Origin of the sequence: Streptomyces sp. Wb2n-11 (assembly GCF_001049855.1) — a bacterium.
GTDB classification, from domain to species: Bacteria; Actinomycetota; Actinomycetes; order Streptomycetales; family Streptomycetaceae; genus Streptomyces; species Streptomyces altiplanensis.
Window position 1 is genome coordinate 3052282 of the sequence record NZ_CVPB01000001.1, and the last position, 15689, is coordinate 3067970.

At 72.7% G+C, this 15689-nt stretch carries 17 protein-coding genes; 8 read left to right on the forward strand and 9 right to left on the reverse strand.

Features of this window, described 5'->3' with window-relative positions; genetic code table 11:
- Nucleotides 1-54 precede the first annotated feature (54 nt).
- From BN1555_RS13745 to hemL, 3 genes are all read right to left on the reverse strand, one after another.
- On the reverse strand, nucleotides 55-1314 hold the full coding sequence (locus tag BN1555_RS13745; RefSeq protein ID WP_093799652.1) for a polysaccharide deacetylase family protein: 1260 nt from the start codon (nucleotides 1312-1314) through the stop codon (nucleotides 55-57).
- A gap of 153 nt (nucleotides 1315-1467) precedes the next feature.
- Nucleotides 1468-2142: a histidine phosphatase family protein gene (locus tag BN1555_RS13750; RefSeq protein WP_093799653.1), complete on the reverse strand. Its 675-nt coding sequence runs from the start codon at nucleotides 2140-2142 to the stop codon at nucleotides 1468-1470.
- Nucleotides 2139-3455, reverse strand: coding sequence for a glutamate-1-semialdehyde 2,1-aminomutase (hemL, locus tag BN1555_RS13755; protein ID WP_093799654.1), 1317 nt, complete (start codon nucleotides 3453-3455; stop codon nucleotides 2139-2141). The genes BN1555_RS13750 and hemL overlap by 4 nt, the downstream gene beginning before the upstream one ends.
- 116 nt (nucleotides 3456-3571) lie before the next feature.
- Between hemL and BN1555_RS13760 the strand changes: the two genes are divergently transcribed.
- Nucleotides 3572-4162 (forward strand): hypothetical protein, encoded by a 591-nt coding sequence (locus tag BN1555_RS13760; protein ID WP_093799655.1) that lies wholly within the window; start codon nucleotides 3572-3574, stop codon nucleotides 4160-4162.
- 201 nt (nucleotides 4163-4363) lie between these two features.
- The gene (locus BN1555_RS13765; protein WP_141662847.1) at nucleotides 4364-4615 is read left to right on the forward strand and encodes a hypothetical protein; all 252 of its coding nucleotides are present in this window, start codon (nucleotides 4364-4366) and stop codon (nucleotides 4613-4615) included.
- 16 nt (nucleotides 4616-4631) lie between these two features.
- Here BN1555_RS13765 and BN1555_RS13770 read toward each other — a convergent pair whose 3' ends face one another.
- Nucleotides 4632-5267, reverse strand: coding sequence for a VanZ family protein (locus BN1555_RS13770; RefSeq protein ID WP_093799657.1), 636 nt, complete (start codon nucleotides 5265-5267; stop codon nucleotides 4632-4634).
- Between the two features lie 157 nt (nucleotides 5268-5424).
- Between BN1555_RS13770 and BN1555_RS13775 the strand changes: the two genes are divergently transcribed.
- The 4 genes from BN1555_RS13775 to BN1555_RS13795 all read left to right on the forward strand — a co-directional run bounded on the left by BN1555_RS13775 (nucleotide 5425) and on the right by BN1555_RS13795 (nucleotide 10173).
- On the forward strand, nucleotides 5425-6606 hold the full coding sequence (locus BN1555_RS13775; protein ID WP_176710033.1) for a sensor histidine kinase: 1182 nt from the start codon (nucleotides 5425-5427) through the stop codon (nucleotides 6604-6606).
- Nucleotides 6603-7247 (forward strand): response regulator transcription factor, encoded by a 645-nt coding sequence (locus BN1555_RS13780; RefSeq protein ID WP_093799659.1) that lies wholly within the window; start codon nucleotides 6603-6605, stop codon nucleotides 7245-7247. The genes BN1555_RS13775 and BN1555_RS13780 overlap by 4 nt, the downstream gene beginning before the upstream one ends.
- 464 nt (nucleotides 7248-7711) lie before the next feature.
- Complete coding sequence (locus tag BN1555_RS13790; RefSeq protein ID WP_093799660.1) at nucleotides 7712-9358, forward strand: PH domain-containing protein; 1647 nt, start codon at nucleotides 7712-7714, stop codon at nucleotides 9356-9358.
- Nucleotides 9359-9429: 71 nt separating this feature from the next.
- Nucleotides 9430-10173: a Mut7-C RNAse domain-containing protein gene (locus tag BN1555_RS13795; protein WP_093799661.1), complete on the forward strand. Its 744-nt coding sequence runs from the start codon at nucleotides 9430-9432 to the stop codon at nucleotides 10171-10173.
- A gap of 76 nt (nucleotides 10174-10249) precedes the next feature.
- Here BN1555_RS13795 and BN1555_RS13800 read toward each other — a convergent pair whose 3' ends face one another.
- Nucleotides 10250-10900, reverse strand: a complete 651-nt coding sequence (locus BN1555_RS13800; protein WP_093799662.1) for a TetR/AcrR family transcriptional regulator — start codon at nucleotides 10898-10900, stop codon at nucleotides 10250-10252.
- An 83-nt stretch (nucleotides 10901-10983) separates the two neighbouring features.
- Here BN1555_RS13800 and BN1555_RS13805 point away from each other — a divergent pair, with 83 nt between their 5' ends.
- Both BN1555_RS13805 and BN1555_RS13810 read left to right on the forward strand, forming a co-directional pair.
- The gene (locus BN1555_RS13805) at nucleotides 10984-11346 is read left to right on the forward strand and encodes a YnfA family protein (RefSeq protein WP_093799663.1); all 363 of its coding nucleotides are present in this window, start codon (nucleotides 10984-10986) and stop codon (nucleotides 11344-11346) included.
- Between the two features lie 10 nt (nucleotides 11347-11356).
- On the forward strand, nucleotides 11357-12112 hold the full coding sequence (locus BN1555_RS13810; protein ID WP_093799664.1) for an SDR family NAD(P)-dependent oxidoreductase: 756 nt from the start codon (nucleotides 11357-11359) through the stop codon (nucleotides 12110-12112).
- Between the two features lie 201 nt (nucleotides 12113-12313).
- On the opposite strand, the gene BN1555_RS13815 is transcribed toward BN1555_RS13810, so the two are convergent.
- From BN1555_RS13815 to BN1555_RS13830, 4 genes are all read right to left on the reverse strand, one after another.
- The gene (locus BN1555_RS13815; protein ID WP_093799665.1) at nucleotides 12314-12970 is read right to left on the reverse strand and encodes a DUF3618 domain-containing protein; all 657 of its coding nucleotides are present in this window, start codon (nucleotides 12968-12970) and stop codon (nucleotides 12314-12316) included.
- Nucleotides 12946-13329 carry a phage holin family protein gene (locus tag BN1555_RS13820; RefSeq protein WP_255306026.1) on the reverse strand — a complete coding sequence of 128 codons (384 nt, stop codon included), beginning with the start codon at nucleotides 13327-13329 and terminating at the stop codon, nucleotides 12946-12948. Before BN1555_RS13820 ends, BN1555_RS13815 begins: the two co-directional genes overlap by 25 nt.
- A 67-nt stretch (nucleotides 13330-13396) precedes the next feature.
- Nucleotides 13397-14071, reverse strand: coding sequence for a hypothetical protein (locus tag BN1555_RS13825; RefSeq protein WP_141662849.1), 675 nt, complete (start codon nucleotides 14069-14071; stop codon nucleotides 13397-13399).
- 254 nt (nucleotides 14072-14325) lie between these two features.
- Nucleotides 14326-15561: a Cmx/CmrA family chloramphenicol efflux MFS transporter gene (locus BN1555_RS13830; RefSeq protein ID WP_093799668.1), complete on the reverse strand. Its 1236-nt coding sequence runs from the start codon at nucleotides 15559-15561 to the stop codon at nucleotides 14326-14328.
- Between the last annotated feature and the right edge of the window lie 128 nt (nucleotides 15562-15689).

Consider the following 15689-nt stretch of genomic DNA (forward strand, 5'->3'; position numbering starts at 1 on the left):
CATGAGCGTTCCAGGGATCTTCCGCGCCCCCCGCGGTGCCCGTAAAGCCCCTTGTCAAGAGCTCTTAAGGAAAGACTTCCAGCCGCCCGCCGGGGACTGGCCCACCTGGAGGGAGCGCAGTTTGCCGAGCACCTTCGGGTCCTGCACGTCGAGCCAGTCGCAGAACTGCCGAAAGGAGACCAGCCGCACGTCCTTCTTGCCCGCCATGCCCTTGAGCGCTTCCTCGACGGCGTCCATGTAGATGCCGCCGTTCCACTGCTCGAAGTGGTTGCCTATGCAGAACGGCGCGCGATTGCTCTCGTACGCCCGCCGGAAACCGGAGAGATACGCCTCGGTGGCCTGCTTCTTCCAGCCCGGGTAGCGGGACGGCACGCCCTGGGTCGAATTCTTCGACTGGTTGGCGAGGATGTTGTAGTCCATCGAGAGCACCTCGAAGGAGTGGCCCGGGAACGGCATCGCCTGGAGCGGCAGGTCCCACAGGCCGCCCCGCTTGACGGGCCAGATCTGGTGGCCGCCGGGCGAGCTGGCGTCGTAGCGCCAGCCGAGCTTCTTCGCCGTCGGGAGGAGGTTGTCCTGGCCGAGGAGGCAGGGGGTACGGCCGCCGGCGAGTTCCTTCTCGTAGTCGAAGGGCAGCGGGTCGAGGTCGGTCCAGCCGCTGTTGGTCTTCCACTCGGTGACGAAGGACTTGGCCTGGGCGGTCTCGTTCTCCCACTGGGCGGGCGTCCAGTTGCCGACGGTGCCCGAGCCCGCGCAGAAGTGCCCGTTGAAGTGCGTGCCTATCTCATGGCCTTCGAGCCAGGCCTGGCGGACGTACTTCAGCGTGTCCTTGATGTGCCCGTCGGTGAGGTAGCCGATGTCGGAGGCGCCGACGGGGTTGTTCGGCGGCTTGTAGAGGCTCTTCTTCGACTCGGGGAGCAGGTAGAGCCCGGAGAGGAAGAAGGTCATCGCCGCGTCGTGGTCCCTGGCGAGCTTGAGGAAGCGCGGGAACAGGCCGTTGCCGACCTCGCCCGCCCCGTCCCAGGAGAAGATCACGAACTGGGGCGGCGTCTCACCGGGCTGGAGCGGTACGGGCTTGTCCGGCTGGTTCGGCTGCTTGCCGGTGTCGGCCGTCGAGCCGTCGCCTATCAGGCGTACGTCGCCGCCCGTCCTGGTCGGGGGCGGGGTGCCACCGCCGTCGCTTCCCTTGCCCTTGGCCGGGCCGGGGTGCCCCGGGTCCGACGCCCCGGAAGCGCCGCAGCCGGCCAGGCCGGCCGCGGCCGCCGCTCCGAGTCCCAGTCCCAGTCCCAGCAGACCCCTTCGACTCATGTCCCGCATACCCGTGTCCCCATCCGCACTCGTCATCCCCGTAGACGCCCGTCGGCTCTTACGACGGACGCCGGGTTAGAGGTGCTGATGAAGACGCCGGTTCCGACGAACCGACATGTTTTTCCCAGGAGTGACCCGAAAATGACCAGGAAGTGATTGGTATTACGCGCCGAATGCCTTCGTTTTACCCTTCACGGGCTTGGCTCCGGCCAGCAGGTGCGGGGGCACGAGATCGCGGGCCGGCTCGCTGTAGCCGACGGACACGATCTTGTCGCCCTGGAACGTGAAGGTGGTGAGCGAGGCGAGCGTGCACTGCCGCCTGCGCGGGTCGTGCCACAGCCGCCGCCGCTCGACGAAGCTCCGTACGATCCAGATCGGCAGCTGATGGCTGACGGCGACCGCCTCGTGCCCGCGGGCCGCGTCGCGCGCGGCGTTCAGGGCGCCCATCATCCGTACGACCTGCTCGATGTACGGCTCGCCCCAGGACGGCTGGAACGGGTTCGTCAGGTGCCGCCAGTTCCCGGGCCTGCGCAGCGCGCCGTCCCCGACCCCGAAGGTCTTGCCCTCGAAGACGTTGGCCGCCTCGATCAGCCGCTCGTCGGTGGCCAGGTCGAGCCCGTGCGACCTGGCGACCGGCGCCGCGGTCTCCTGGGCGCGCTCCAGCGGCGAGGAGACGACGTGCGTGATGTCGCGCTCCGCGAGGTGCTCGGCGACCCGGTCGGCCATCTGCCGGCCGAGGTCGGAGAGGTGGTATCCGGACCGGCGCCCGTACAGCACCCCGTCCGGATTGTGCACTTCACCGTGGCGCACCAAGTGGACGACGGTGGTCTCGCTCATGCCGTGGCCTCCGCTGCGGCGCGGGCGGCGGCGGGCAGCGCGGCGGCGATGCGCTCGACGGCCCGCGCGTCGTGGGCGGTGGAGACGAACCAGGACTCGAAGGCGGACGGCGGCAGGTAGACGCCGTCGGCGAGCATCGAGTGGAAGAAGGCGTTGAAGCGGAAGGCTTCCTGCTTCCGCGCGTCGTCGTAGTTGCGCACCTCGTCGGCCGTGAAGAACACGGAGAACATGTTGCTGGCGCTCTGGACGCGGTGCGCGACACCTTCCTTGGTGAGCGCCAGGGTGACCAGCTCCTGGATCTCCCTCGACACCGCGTCGACCACGGCGTACGCCCCGTCGTCGAGCAGCCGCAGCTGCGCGAGGCCGGCGGCGGTCGCGACCGGGTTCCCGGAGAGGGTGCCCGCCTGGTAGACGGGGCCGGCCGGCGCGAGGTGCGCCATGACGTCGGCGCGGCCGCCGAAGGCAGCGGCCGGGAAGCCGCCGCCCATGACCTTGCCGAAGGTCATGAGGTCGGGGGCGACGCCGTCGACGCCGTACCAGCCGGCCTTCGACGTACGGAAGCCGGTCATGACCTCGTCGGAGATGTAGAGCGCGCCGTCGGCCCGGCACAGGTCCTTGAGACCGGCGTTGAAGCCGTCGGCCGGCGGGACGACGCCCATGTTGCCGGGCGAGGCCTCGGTGATGACGCAGGCGATCTCGCCGGGATGCGCGGCGAAGGCGGCCCGTACGGCGTCCAGGTCGTTGTACGGCAGGACGATCGTGTCGCCGGCCTGAGCACCCGTCACGCCGGGCGTGTCCGGCAGCGCGAAGGTCGCGAGGCCGGACCCGGCGGCGGCGAGGAGCGCGTCCACGTGGCCGTGGTAGCAGCCGGCGAACTTCACGACCTTGGCCCGGCCGGTGAAGCCGCGGGCGAGGCGGATGGCCGACATGGTCGCCTCGGTGCCGCTGGAGACGAGTCGCACCTGCTCGACGGGTGCGACCCTGGCGACGATCTCCTCGGCCAGTGCGACCTCGCCCTCGCCGGGCGTGCCGAAGGAGGTGCCGCGGGCGACGGCCTCCTGGACCGCGGCGACGACCTGCGGGTGGGAGTGGCCGAGGATCATCGGCCCCCACGAGCACACGAGGTCGACGTACTCACGGCCGTCGGCGTCGGTGAGGTACGGACCGGTACCGGACACCATGAACCGGGGCGTACCGCCCACGGCACGAAATGCGCGGACCGGAGAGTTCACGCCGCCGGGCGTCACAAGGGACGCGCGGTCGAAAAGCGTCTGCGAAACTGGGGCGTCATAGGGGAAGCTCACACAAGCCATGGTGTCAGAGGCTCCGGCGGTCTTGCGGTCAGGTGTTTCACCGCACGGTCGCGGGGGAGGTCACTGACACGATGATCGGGTTGCGCGGCCGTGGCCGCGAGTGGTCGGGTGGAGATATGCATCGCGGTGGCGGAGTGGGCGAGGGGACCGACGACCTGGGTCCCGACGGGTCCCAGCGCGGCCGGCACAGGCGTGAGCGGGGGCGCGGGGCGCGGGCGGACAGGCGCGAGGCGAACGTGAACGCGGACACGGGAAACAGGAGCGGCCGGGTGGGGGTGACCTACAAGTACTTCGGCGCTCCGAACGGAGCCACTGCGGCCCGCGTGCCCATCTCGATGCGTCCGGAGGAGCTGGGCGGCGACGAGCTCGGCATGGGCGGCATGTTCACGAAGATCAAGCCGGAGACGGTGGCCGCGATGGTCCTGACCGGCATCGAGGGCATACCCCTGCACAAGGTGCCACCGCTGGAGCTGGTCGTGCTCCACCCCGATTACGCGGTGGTCAAGCTCCCCATGACGGTCGTCGACCCGCTGCGCGGCGTCGGCGAGGAGTCGGTGGGCGCGGCGGCCTTCATCTGGTCCACGGTCCCGGACCGCGGGGGCCCGCGCGACGCGTTCAACGTCTACCAGCTGCTGCACGAGTGGCAGGACTTCAGCCACCGCCTGCACGAGGCGGGGCACCAGGCGTACTGCCTGGTCTGGCCCTGAGCCGGGGCTTCGGTGGTCGTGGGCGGGGTCTTCGGGCCCCGCCCTTTCCGTTCCGCGGCGGGCGCGCGGCGCGGTGCTCCCGCGCCGCGCGCCCGCTCCGCCCGTTTCAGGGACGGGTCCCGGGAGGGGAAGGGGACGGCGTCCTGCGGGCCGGTGGGCCGGCCGGGGACGACGGGATCGCCGACGAGGACGCTGCCGACCGTGAGCGGGAGGGGGCCGGGGTCTTCGCCGACGACGGAGACGACGGTGCTGTGCCCGGTGCCGCCGTCGCCGCTGGTGCTCTCCGGGCCGACACCGGCGCAGGCCGTCCCGGCGCCGGAGAGGGTGATCCCGAACGCCCGCGGCCTGCTCGGCGGGACCGGCCTGCGTGCCGCCCGGGCCGAAGGCGGTGACGGGCAGGCCGCCGGGCGGGACGCAGGTGAGGTCCGGCGTGGCCTCGACGCCGCCCGGTAGCAGCCGCCGGCCTGGATCAGGGGCGGATGACGGGGTCCGTGACCGGGACGGGCCGGGGCGCGCCGGCGGTCGCGGCCCGCCGGCGGTCTTCCTGGAGCGCAGCGGAGCGGGGCGGCGAGGCCGCGAGGAGGGGGCCGCGCAGAGCCGGTGCGCGCAGGGCGAGGGTCACCAGGGCGTAGCCGACGAGTCCGCCGAGGGTATTGGCGAGGAGGTCGTTGACGTCCACTGAACGGCCGTTGTTCAGGGCGATGTAGGACAGCAGCTGGGCTGCTTCCACGGACAGGCTGGCCGCCGCCGTCATCAGGGCCGCCCGCGAGGCCGAGGTGGCCTGCCGGAACAACAGGGGCAGCAGGAATCCGGCCGGCACCATCATGATGACGTTGGGGACGATGGTGATGTCCGCGGTGAGCAGCGGGATGAAGTTGATCTGACCGGTCCAGGGGGCCTGGTTGGCGTACTCCCCCCAGGTCACGTTCAGCGGGAAGACCGTCAGGGAGAGGACCGCGGCGGCGTAGACGGCGGCGGCCAGCTGCAGCAGGGCACGGCGCGTGTTCCACACGTCGCGCCACACCTGGACGGCGGTGCCGGCAGCGAACAGGACGAGCGCGGGGCCGAGAACGGGCGCGGAGTCCACCTGGTATCGGATGTCCATGAGGGCTGTTCCTTCGATCAGGACGAGCGGCGCTGACGTGGTCCAGCCTCCTTCCGGAGCCGGGTCCGGCAGATCTCCTGAAAGTCCCATTCCCCGGCGGACGGCTACGACTTTCGTCAGAGGGGGCCGGGGGGCGAGCGCGGCTAGATTGCCCACCATGCCCAGTTCACCGCGCGCCGCGGCCGTCGGCCGGTTCGTCGGCGGCGCCTTGCTGCTCTGCGCCCTCGGCCTGGCCCTGCTGATCGACTTCGGCACCGGTGCCCTGGAGCACCAGGGCACCGGAATCCTGCTGTACCTGTCGACGGCCGCGGCGGCGGCCGTCGCCTTCCCGGCGGTGGGAATCACGCTGCCGCCCGCGATGCTGGCGTGGGCGGCGTGCGGAGCGGCCCTGGTGTCGCTGGCCTGCTCGGTCGGACTGCGTGCGGCGGCGGGCAGCGGCTCGCCCCTGAGCCAGGCTTCGGACGCCTACACCCTCTTGGAGCCGGCCGCCCTGATGGTGTTGACGCACGTGACGGCGCGGCGGGGTTCCCCGGCCGGCACCGCCGTCGCTCTGCCGCTGCTCATGACCGCCCTCATCGTGCGGCCGCTGGTGATCGAGGTGGACGAGGGCAGCAGTATCGTCGCGCTCGTCCTGACGCTGGTGGCCAGCGGCGCCCTGGCCTCCGGCCTCACCGGCCGTCTGGTCGTCGTCTCCCGCCGGCAGCGCGAGGAGCAGATCAGGCTCGAACAGCGCCTCGGTTTCGCCCGGGACCTGCACGACTTCGTCGCCCACCACATATCGGGCATCGTGGTCCAGGCACAAGGGGCCCGTGCCGTCGCGGCCAAAAAGCCCCAGGCGGTGGGCGACGCCCTCGAACTGATCGAGACCACCGGAGCGGAAGCGCTGACCGCCATGCGGAAGATGGTCGGCGCCCTGCGCGAGGACATCGTCCCGGACAGACAGGCACCGGGCACGGACGCCGTCCGCGCCCTCGTCGCCGACTGCCGGCTGCCCGGCGCCCGGGTCCGCTTCACCGAGACCGGCCGGACCGACTCCCTCCCCGCGGACGCTGCCCACCTGGTGGAACGTGTCGTCATGGAAGCGCTGACGAACATCCGCAGACACGCCCGCGACTGCACCACCGTGCGGGTGCGCCTGGACGTCTCCCGCCGCCGGGTGACCGTGCGGATCACCGACGACGGACACCAGCACCCGTCCGGCGACACCGGCTACGGACTGCGCGGCCTGCGCGAGGTCACCCACGCCGTCGGCGGCACACTGACCGCAGGGCCCGCCCCGGAGTCCGGCTGGCACGTCGCGCTCGAACTCCCGCTCCCCCTACGACAGGCACTGCGATGACCATCCGTGTCCTTCTCGCGGACGACCAGACGATCGTCCGCACCGGCATGGCCATGATCCTGGCGGCCGAGGACGACATCGAGGTCGTCGCCCAGGCCGCCGACGGGGTCGCCGCGATCCAGCAGGCCGAACAGCACCGCCCCGACGTCGTCCTCATGGACATCCGCATGCCGCGGCTGAACGGCATCGAGGCGCTGAGGCACCTGCACCGGCCCGGGGCCGCGCACGCCCCGCAGGTCGTCATGGTGACGACCTTCGGGGACGACGAGTACGTCCACCAGGCCCTGCACCACGGCGCCTGCGGCTTCCTCCTCAAGGACGCGGGCCCTCGCCTGCTGGCCGAGGCCGTCCGCTCCGCCGCCTCCGGCGAGGCCCTCATCAGCCCCTCCATCGCCGTCCGCCTGCTCCAGCGTTTCGTCCGCCCCGCAGCCGCTCCGGCCCGCCCCTCGCCCCTGTCCCCGCGGGAGACCGAGGTCGCCGCCCTCGTCTCCCGCGGGCACACCAACGCGGAAATCGCCGCCGCCCTGCACATCAGCGCGGGCACCGTGAAGACCCATCTCACCAACGTCCAGGGCAAACTCGGTGTCCGCAACAGGGTCGAGATAGCCGCCTGGGCCTGGGAGTCGGGCCTCGGACGCTGACCGAGAAGCCTTCCTCGGGTGCTTCCCCGGCAGCGCACCCCGGCCGTACGACCGGGCGGCCGGGCGACCGGAATCGGCCCGTCATGTCCGCGCACGGCCTTCAGGACCGGTCGGCGGACACCGCTTCCTGCACGCGTTGCCCTCGGTCGCCAATCCCGTGTCGAACGCCCTGTGCGGGAAGGCGGTTTCGAGCTCGCCGGCCCGTGCGACTCCGAGTTCCCGCCGGGAAGCATCATGCGCTGCAACGACTGGCGCCTGGACCTGATGGCCTGACAGGCCGACGATCCGACAGCCGGGTTCTCCCCGACCGCCGTTCCCGCCCCCCTTTCCCCGCTCGGGCAGTCGTCCGCGCCGCGTACCCGGTCGTGCGGTTATCCAGTCGCCCGGTCGGCAGCGTCGCCGGCCGGAAGACTGCCGCATTGCGCACAAGAACGTACGGCCCTGCCCAGGGCAGCATTTCGTGCATGACCGAGGCCCGTGAAGTGATCTGCCGTTCCCCCTGGACGCGCGCCCTGTGGTTCTCCGTCGGGCTCGGGGCGGCCGGGGCGGTCCTGGCCGCGGTGCGCATGACGTACGGGGGCGGTCTCCTGGACGTGTGGCTGGGTGCCGGCCTGCTGCTCGCGCTGGTGGGCGTCGCGTCGCTCCGCGGGGTCGCCGCCCGGGTGAGCGCCGACGCGTACGGTCTGCACTGCCGGACGCTGCTGCGCCGCCGGAGCGTGCCGTGGCACGACATCGCCGACCTGCGCGTACACCTGAAGCACGTGAACAACCCCCGGGTTCCGGAGACCCGTCGCGCCGGTCTGGTACTGCGCGACGGACGCAAGTGGCTCCTGCCCCTGCCGCGGAGCTGGTCCTCCGACGACCGCCCGGACTTCGACGCGAAGCTGGACGCGCTGCGCGCGCTGCACCGCCGTCACGGCGCCCCGGAGTCGAGCCACGTCCCCGTGGTCTCGTACCGCACCGCCGGGCGCGGCTGGACCGGGTCGGTGGGCCTGTGCGCGCTGCTGCTCGCGGGCGCGGGCGTGGCCGCGTGGTGCGTGCCGGACACCGCGTCGTACGAGCGGGCGTGGGAGTCGGCCGTACCGTGCGCCGCCGGGACGCCCGCCGCGTCCGGGCGGAGCCGGGAGCCGGGGAGGGACTGCCTGACCACGCTGCCGGCGGTGATCGAGCGGGCCGAGGCCAACCGGCCCAGGCAGAGCAGCTGGCTGTACTTCGCCGACAGCCGGCCGATGGAGCGGCTCGGGGTCTCGCAGGAGGGCGCCCAGGGGTTCCGGCCCGGCGACGGCGTCCGGCTGACCGTCTGGCGCGGCGAGGTGAAGGAGGTCGCCGGGGAGCACCACGTGTGGCGCGAGCACGTCCCCGCCCCCGGGGACGTGGCGGTCATCGCGGCCGCACTCGCCCTCGCCGCGGGCTACCCCGGTGCCCAGGTGCTGCTGCGCCTGCGCGGGCGGCGGCTGCCCGACGACGACGTCCTCCCGTCGGCCCTTCCGTTCGCGGGCGCGCTCGCCGGTACGGCCCTGTGGCTGCTGCCGCTCTGTTACCTCCACCCCACGACCCTGCTCACCTCTCCCACGGCGGTCACCTGGGCGGCCGCGGGCTCGTCGGCCACGCTGGGCCTCTTCGTCCTGGCCTGGCGCGCCACCCGCATCCGTACGCCCGGAGAGGTCGGAGGGATCGGACGGGTCGGAGGGATCGGACAGGCAGGCGGGACCGGAGGGGCCCCGGTGGCCCAAGAGGCCGCCGGGGAGGAGAAGGAGGTGTTCCTGGCCGCCCGCTTCCTGGAACACACCGACTACAACCCGTACGGCTTCGGCACCCACGTCGTCCTCGGGGGCGGCCCGCCCGCGGTGACGTCCCACTCCGGTCCGGGCCGGTTCGCGGCGAAACGGATACCGGTGGAGCGGCTCACCGTCCTGGACGTGCGGCGTGCCCGGGGCAGCGACGGCGACACCGTGCCCAGGAGCTGGCACATCGCCGAACTCGACGACGCGGGCACGCCGGTGCGCCTCGCGGCCGCCCCGGCCGACCTGACCCGGATCCTCCACGAGCTGGACCCTGCGGAAGCCGGCCCCGCGAAAGATCACGCGAACACCGTGAACCCCGCGCCATGACCGCCCCCGGCGGCCCCCACCGACCGGAAAGCCGCTGGATGAGGCGTCCGCCCCAGTGGCATGCTGGCGGCGTGAACGGACCGGAGATCCACCTCAGCGTCGCCCCCGAGCTGCACCTCTTCGTCGCGGCGCAGCGGCGCGACGGACGTACGGCCCTGACCACCGACGGCGCCTCGTCGCTCGGCCACGTCGTCGAGTCGCTCGGCATCCCGCTCACCGAAGCGGGACAGCTGCTCGTCGACGGCCGCGAAGTCCCGGCCTCGCACATCCCGGCGGCGGGCGAGAAGGTCGACGTGCGCGCGGTGCGGCGGCCGCAGCGGGTGCCGGGGGCGCCGCTGCGTTTCCTCCTCGACGTTCACCTCGGCACGCTGGCGCGGCGGCTGCGGCTGCTGGGCATCGACACGGCGTACTTCAGCGAGGACATCGGCGACCCGGCCCTCGCGGCGTACTCGGCGCGCGACCGGCGCGTACTGCTGTCGCGGGACCGGGGGCTGCTGCGGCGCCGCGAGCTGTGGGCCGGCGCGTACGTCTACAGCGACCGCCCCGAGGAGCAGCTCGACGACGTGCTCAGCCGGTTCGCGCCCGCCCTCACTCCGTGGACGCGCTGCGTCGCCTGCAACGGCGACCTGGAGGGCGCCACGAAGGAATCCGTCAGCGAATTCCTCGAAGGCGGCACCGAGCGCTCGTACGACGTCTTCGCCCAGTGCACGCAGTGTCAGCGCGTCTACTGGAACGGCGCACACCACTCGCGCCTGCAGACGATCGTCGAGGACGCCCTGCGCACCTACGGCGGCACGGCGGCACGGGCTTCCTGACCCGGTCCCCCTCGACCCGGCGGTCCGGCCGTTCGTCGACCCGGCGGTCCGGCTCGCCGCGCAGTCGGCCGGCGGGTCAGAAACGCCTGCGCCCGCCTCCACCCGCCTGCGGCCGCTCCGCCGTCAGGTACCGCTGCACGGTGGGCGCCAGCCAGTCGACGACCTCCTGCCGCGTCATCTCCACGGCGGGCGGCAGCCGCAGCACGTACCGCGCCAGCGCCATGCCGAGTATCTGGGAGGCCACCAGCGCGGCCCGCTCCGGCGCCTCCTCGGGGTGCGGGACGACAGCGGCGGCGACGGGACCGAGCTGCTCCCGGAACACGGCCCGCATGCGCTCGGCCCCGGCGGCGTTGGTGACACCGACCCGCAGCAGCGCGGTCAGCACCTCGTCCTCCTCCCAGCGGTCGAGGAAGTGCCCGACCAGGACGGCGCCCACCTGCCGGCCCGGCCCGGCCGCCTCCCCCAGGTCCGGCAGCCTCAGGTCGAACTCGGACGCGGCGGCGAACAGTCCCTCCTTGTTGCCGTAGTAGCGCATCACCATCGACGGGTCGATCCCGGCGTCGCGCGCGATCGCGCGGATGGTGGCGCGCTCGTACCCGTCGGCCGCGAACCGCTCGCGGGCGGCGTCGAGGATCGCCGCCCTGGTGGCGTCGGACCGACGGGGCGCGGGGGCGGACACGGGCGCGGGAACAGGGGCGGGTGGAGGCGGGCCGGGTGATTCACTCATGCCAACAAATGTAGGCCAACAACCGTTGACGTGCCATGGCCCGGAAGGAGCGACCGCCCCTCGTCCCGTGGCACGCTGAACGCATGACCGTCGCCCGCTCCGCCGCCCTCTTCCTGCTCGCCGCCCTCCTGGAGATCGGTGGCGCCTGGCTCGTCTGGCAAGGCGTGCGCGGCGGGGGTCAGGGCCACGGGCAGGGACACGGGCGCGGCTGGATCTGGATCGGCGCCGGAGTCGTCGCCCTCGGCGCGTACGGCTTCGTCGCCACCCTCCAGCCCGAGGGCGAATTCGGCCGCATCCTCGCCGCGTACGGCGGGGTCTTCGTCGCCGGCTCCCTCGCCTGGGGCATGATCGCCGACGGCTACCGGCCCGACCGCTGGGACGTCGTCGGCGCCCTCGTCTGCCTCGCCGGAATGGCCCTGATCATGTACGCACCACGCTCTCGCTAGCCTGTACACCATGCCTACGCCTATCGCCGTCATCACCGGAGCAAGCAGCGGAATCGGCGCCGCCACCGCCCGCCGGCTGGCCGCCGCCGGCTACCGAGTCGTCCTCACCGCCCGCCGCAAGGACCGCATCGAGGCGCTGGAGGCCGAACTCACCGCCGCGGGCCACCAGGCGACGGCGTACGCGCTGGACGTCACCGACCGTGCGGCGGTCGACGAGTTCGCCACCGCCTTCCGCACCCTCGCCCTCCTCGTCAACAACGCCGGCGGCGCACTCGGCGCCGACCCCGTCGCCACCAGTGACCCCGCCGACTGGCGCCGGATGTACGAGACCAACGTCATCGGCACCCTCAACCTCACCCAGGCCCTGCTCCCCGCCCTCACCGCGAGCGGCGACGGCACGGTGGTCGTCCTCTCCTCCACCGCCGGCCACGGCACGTACGAGAACGGCGGTGGTTACGTCGCCGCCAAGCACGGCGCGCACGTCCTCGCCGAGACCCTCCGCCTGGAGATCGTCGGCACCCCGGTCCGCGTGATCGAGATCGCGCCCGGCATGGTCAAGACCGAGGAGTTCGCCACCACCCGCTTCCGGGGCGACACCGACAAGGCCGCCAAGGTCTACGAGGGCGTCGCCGAACCCCTCACCGCCGACGACGTGGCCGAGACCGTCACGTGGGCGGTCACCCGCCCCAGCCACGTCAACATCGACCTCCTGGTGGTCCGCCCCCGCGCCCAGGCCTCCAACACCAAGGTCCACCGCGAACTGTGACCGCCCCCGCGCGGCCGGCGGCTCCCCTCCCGGACACCCACGGAACCACCGGCATCACCGGCATCACCGGCATCACCGGCATCACCGGCATCACCGGCATCACCGGCATCACCGGCGGAAGAACGGCCCGCACCGGGAATCAGGATCCCGGTGCGGGCCGTCGGGGAAGAGCGCGTCGCCACAGAGCGCGCCGTGGGCCGCTCACCCCCGCCCGGTCTGGTCCCGGGCCTCGCCCGCGACCGTCTGGCCCGACTGACGCGCCTGCTCCGTGACCTGACCCGCCTGGTCACGCGCCTGCTCCTTCGTCGTACGAGCGGCCTCGGCGGCAGTCTCCTTGACTTCCTGCACCGCCTGCTGCGCGACCTGGGTGGCGTCCTCCTTCAGGTGCTGCGCCGACTCGGCCGCCGCCTGCTTGACCGGTTCGACGGCCCCACTGGCCCGGTCCGACAGCTGCGCGGCCGCCTGCTGCTCGGCCTGCGTACTCGGCAGCATCGAGCCGGCCAGCAGCCCCGCGCCGAAGGCGATCAGACCGGCCGCCAGCGGGTTGCCCTCCGTCTGCCGTATCGCCTCCTCGGGCGCCTTCCTGACCGCTTCGCCCGCCTGGCCCGCCGTCTGGCGCACGGTGTCCGCGGCCTGCCCCGCGGTCTGCTGCGTACGCTCCTGGGCCCGGCTCGTGGTGTGCGAGGCGGTGCCCATGACCCGCTCCCGCACCCCCGACACCGCACCGCGGACCCGCTGGGTGCGGCGGTGCGCCATCCGGCGCGGACTCGTACGGTCGGCCAGCCGGTCGACGTCGCCGGACAGCTTCTCCCGCGTCATCTCGATGTCGGCCCTTACTTGGTCGGGTGACGTGCCCATTGCGCGTCCTCCTTCAGTGTCTGCACGGTCTGTTCCGGCTTCGGTGACACGGTCCGCATCCGGGCGCGTCCCATCACGAACAGGACGGCACCGACCACCGCCCACACCGCGGTGACGATCAGGGCGGCCCAGCCCCCGTCCATCACGTTCGCCAGGCCGAACACGGCTGCCAGTGATGCGAAGAGGGCCGCCATGTATCCGGCGAATCCCGCTCCGCCGTACATCCCTGCGGCCTTGCCCGCCTTGGTGGCTTCCTCACGGATCTCGAGCCGGGCCAGCTCCATCTCCTTGCGGAAGAGCAGCTGCACGTCCGAGGTGACCTCGGACAGCAGTTCTCCCACCGACTTGTCCTCCACCACCGGCCTCTCCTCCACCGGGCTCTGTTGCCTCCGCTTCAGCGGGGCCTGCGGCGAATACGTCGACATCTCACACCTCCGGTGTACCGGGCGTACCGGGTGTACCGGGCAGGTCGCCCCATCCGGCGGCCCGCGGCAGCGTGCCGTCGCCCGGGGGCAGCGTGCCGTCGGCCGGAAGCGGCGGCTGCACCGGGGAAACCTGCGGGGCCGGGCCGACGACGTCACTGCCCGCCGTACCGTCGCTCCCCGTACCGCTGCCGCCCGCCTTGGCGAGCCTGCCGACGGCCAGACCCGCCAGCGCCGCTCCGCCCAGGAACACCCCGGGCCGGCGGCGGGCGAAGCTGCGGACGTTGTCGACCATGCCGCCCACACCGTTCTTCTCCAGGTAGTCGGCAGCGCGGTAACCACCGTCGGCCGCCTGTTCCACCAGGCCGCGCACCGGGGAATCACCAGGCGCGTTCTGCGCCAGCCCGGCGAGGTCGTCCGCCCACTGCCGCACCGTGCCCGCCGCGCGCTCGGTCTGACCCCGCACCTCGTCGTTCACGCGCCCCCGCAGGTCACGCACCGCAGTGCCGGCCTGCTGCCGGGCTTCGTCGGTGACTGCCTTGGCCTGCTGCGCGACCGACCCCGCGACTTCACCCGCGGCCTGCTTGGCCTGGCCGGCCGTGACCGCCGCCTCGTCTTTCGCCGTCTGCCCGGCCTGCTGGACACGCCCGGCACCGCCATTCGCGGACACATCACTCATGGATTCCACCTTTTCCGGGGGACGCGCAGGGCCCCGCACGCCGGCAGAGGCCGGACCGCGGACGGATCGGGGGTGGACCACTCCACCACCGCCACCGCGTGCTGTCGCGCACTCGCCCGGCTCGGTACGCCGGGGCCTGCGCCACGCCCCGTGTGCTCTTGTGCTGGCTGGGACAACCTCCGGGTAACCCACCAGAAGCGGACGAAACGAACGAAAACCATATTCCGAAATCGCGCCGCGCACAGGACGCCTCCTCACACCTCCCCGCCCGCCGCCTCTCGCCCCCGTATCCCGCAGGACACGCGTCCGGCCTCGCCGTCCGAGCGGTTCCCGGCGGCCCGGTCCCGCCGCCGCACCATCAGCAGCAGGACCCCGAAGGTGACCAGTGCGAGGACCATCGACCCGGCACTCACCCACACCGGCGAACGGAAACCGAACCCCGCCCCGATCGCGAGCCCGCCGGCCCACGGACCGGCCGCGCCGCCCACGTTGAACGCCGCCGTGGCGAACGCCCCGGCCAGCGTCGGCGCCTTCACCGCCAGGCGGAACACCCGCGAGATCAGCACCGTCCCGGTACCGAACGCGAGCATCCCCTGCACGCCTACGAGCACGATCGCCGCCACCGGACTCCCGGCGGCCACCGCGAGCACCGCCCACCCGAGCGCGAGCGACGCCATGCCGGCCACCACCAGCACGTCCGGCCGCACATCGGCGATCCGTCCCGCGACGGTCACACCGACGAACGACCCCACCCCGAAGAGCGCGAGCACGGCCGGTACCCACAGGGCCCCCAGCCCGGTGACATGCGTGACCAGCGGCTCCACATAGGAGAACGCGCAGAACGTGGCTCCCTGTACGAGCGCCATCGTCACCAGCGTCAGCAGCAACGGAGCCCCCCGCAGAACCCGCAGTTCCTCCCGCGCGCTCACCTCCCCGGCCCCGGTCCGCTCGTCCGGGATCGTCCGCGCGATCGCGAGGACAGCCGGCAGCGACAAGACGGCCACCGCCCAGAACGCCGACCGCCACCCCCACTGCTCCCCCAGCAGCGCGCCACCGGGCACACCCGCCACGCAGGCGACGGTGACCCCGCCGACCACGACGGACGTGGCACGCGCCCGGGCCTCGGGCGCGACCATGCCGACGGCGGCCACCAGGGCGACGGCCCAGAACCCGGCGTTCGCGAGCGCCCCGGCCACCCGCGTCGCGAGCAGCACCCCGTAGCTGGGAGTGACAGCGCCGATCACATGGACGGCGACAAAGACCCCCAGGAAGAACAGCAGGGCCCGCCGTCGCGGCCACTTCCGGCTCCAGAGCGCCATCAGGGGCGCCCCGATCACCATCCCGACCGCGAACCCCGAGGTCAGCAGCCCGGCGGCCGGGATGGACACGTCCAGATCGTCGGCGATGTCCGACACCAGGCCGGACAGCATGAACTCCGATGTGCCCTGGGCGAAGACGGCCAGCCCGAGCACGAAAACAGCGAATGGCATGAAGGAACCCCAGAAGCGGTCGGCGAATCAACCAGTGAGACCGGTGAGACCGGTGAGAAACGGGCGCCCGCACGCACAGAACGAAACGAGGGGGGCGGCCCACGAAGACCCGGTGATCCGGCGACGAC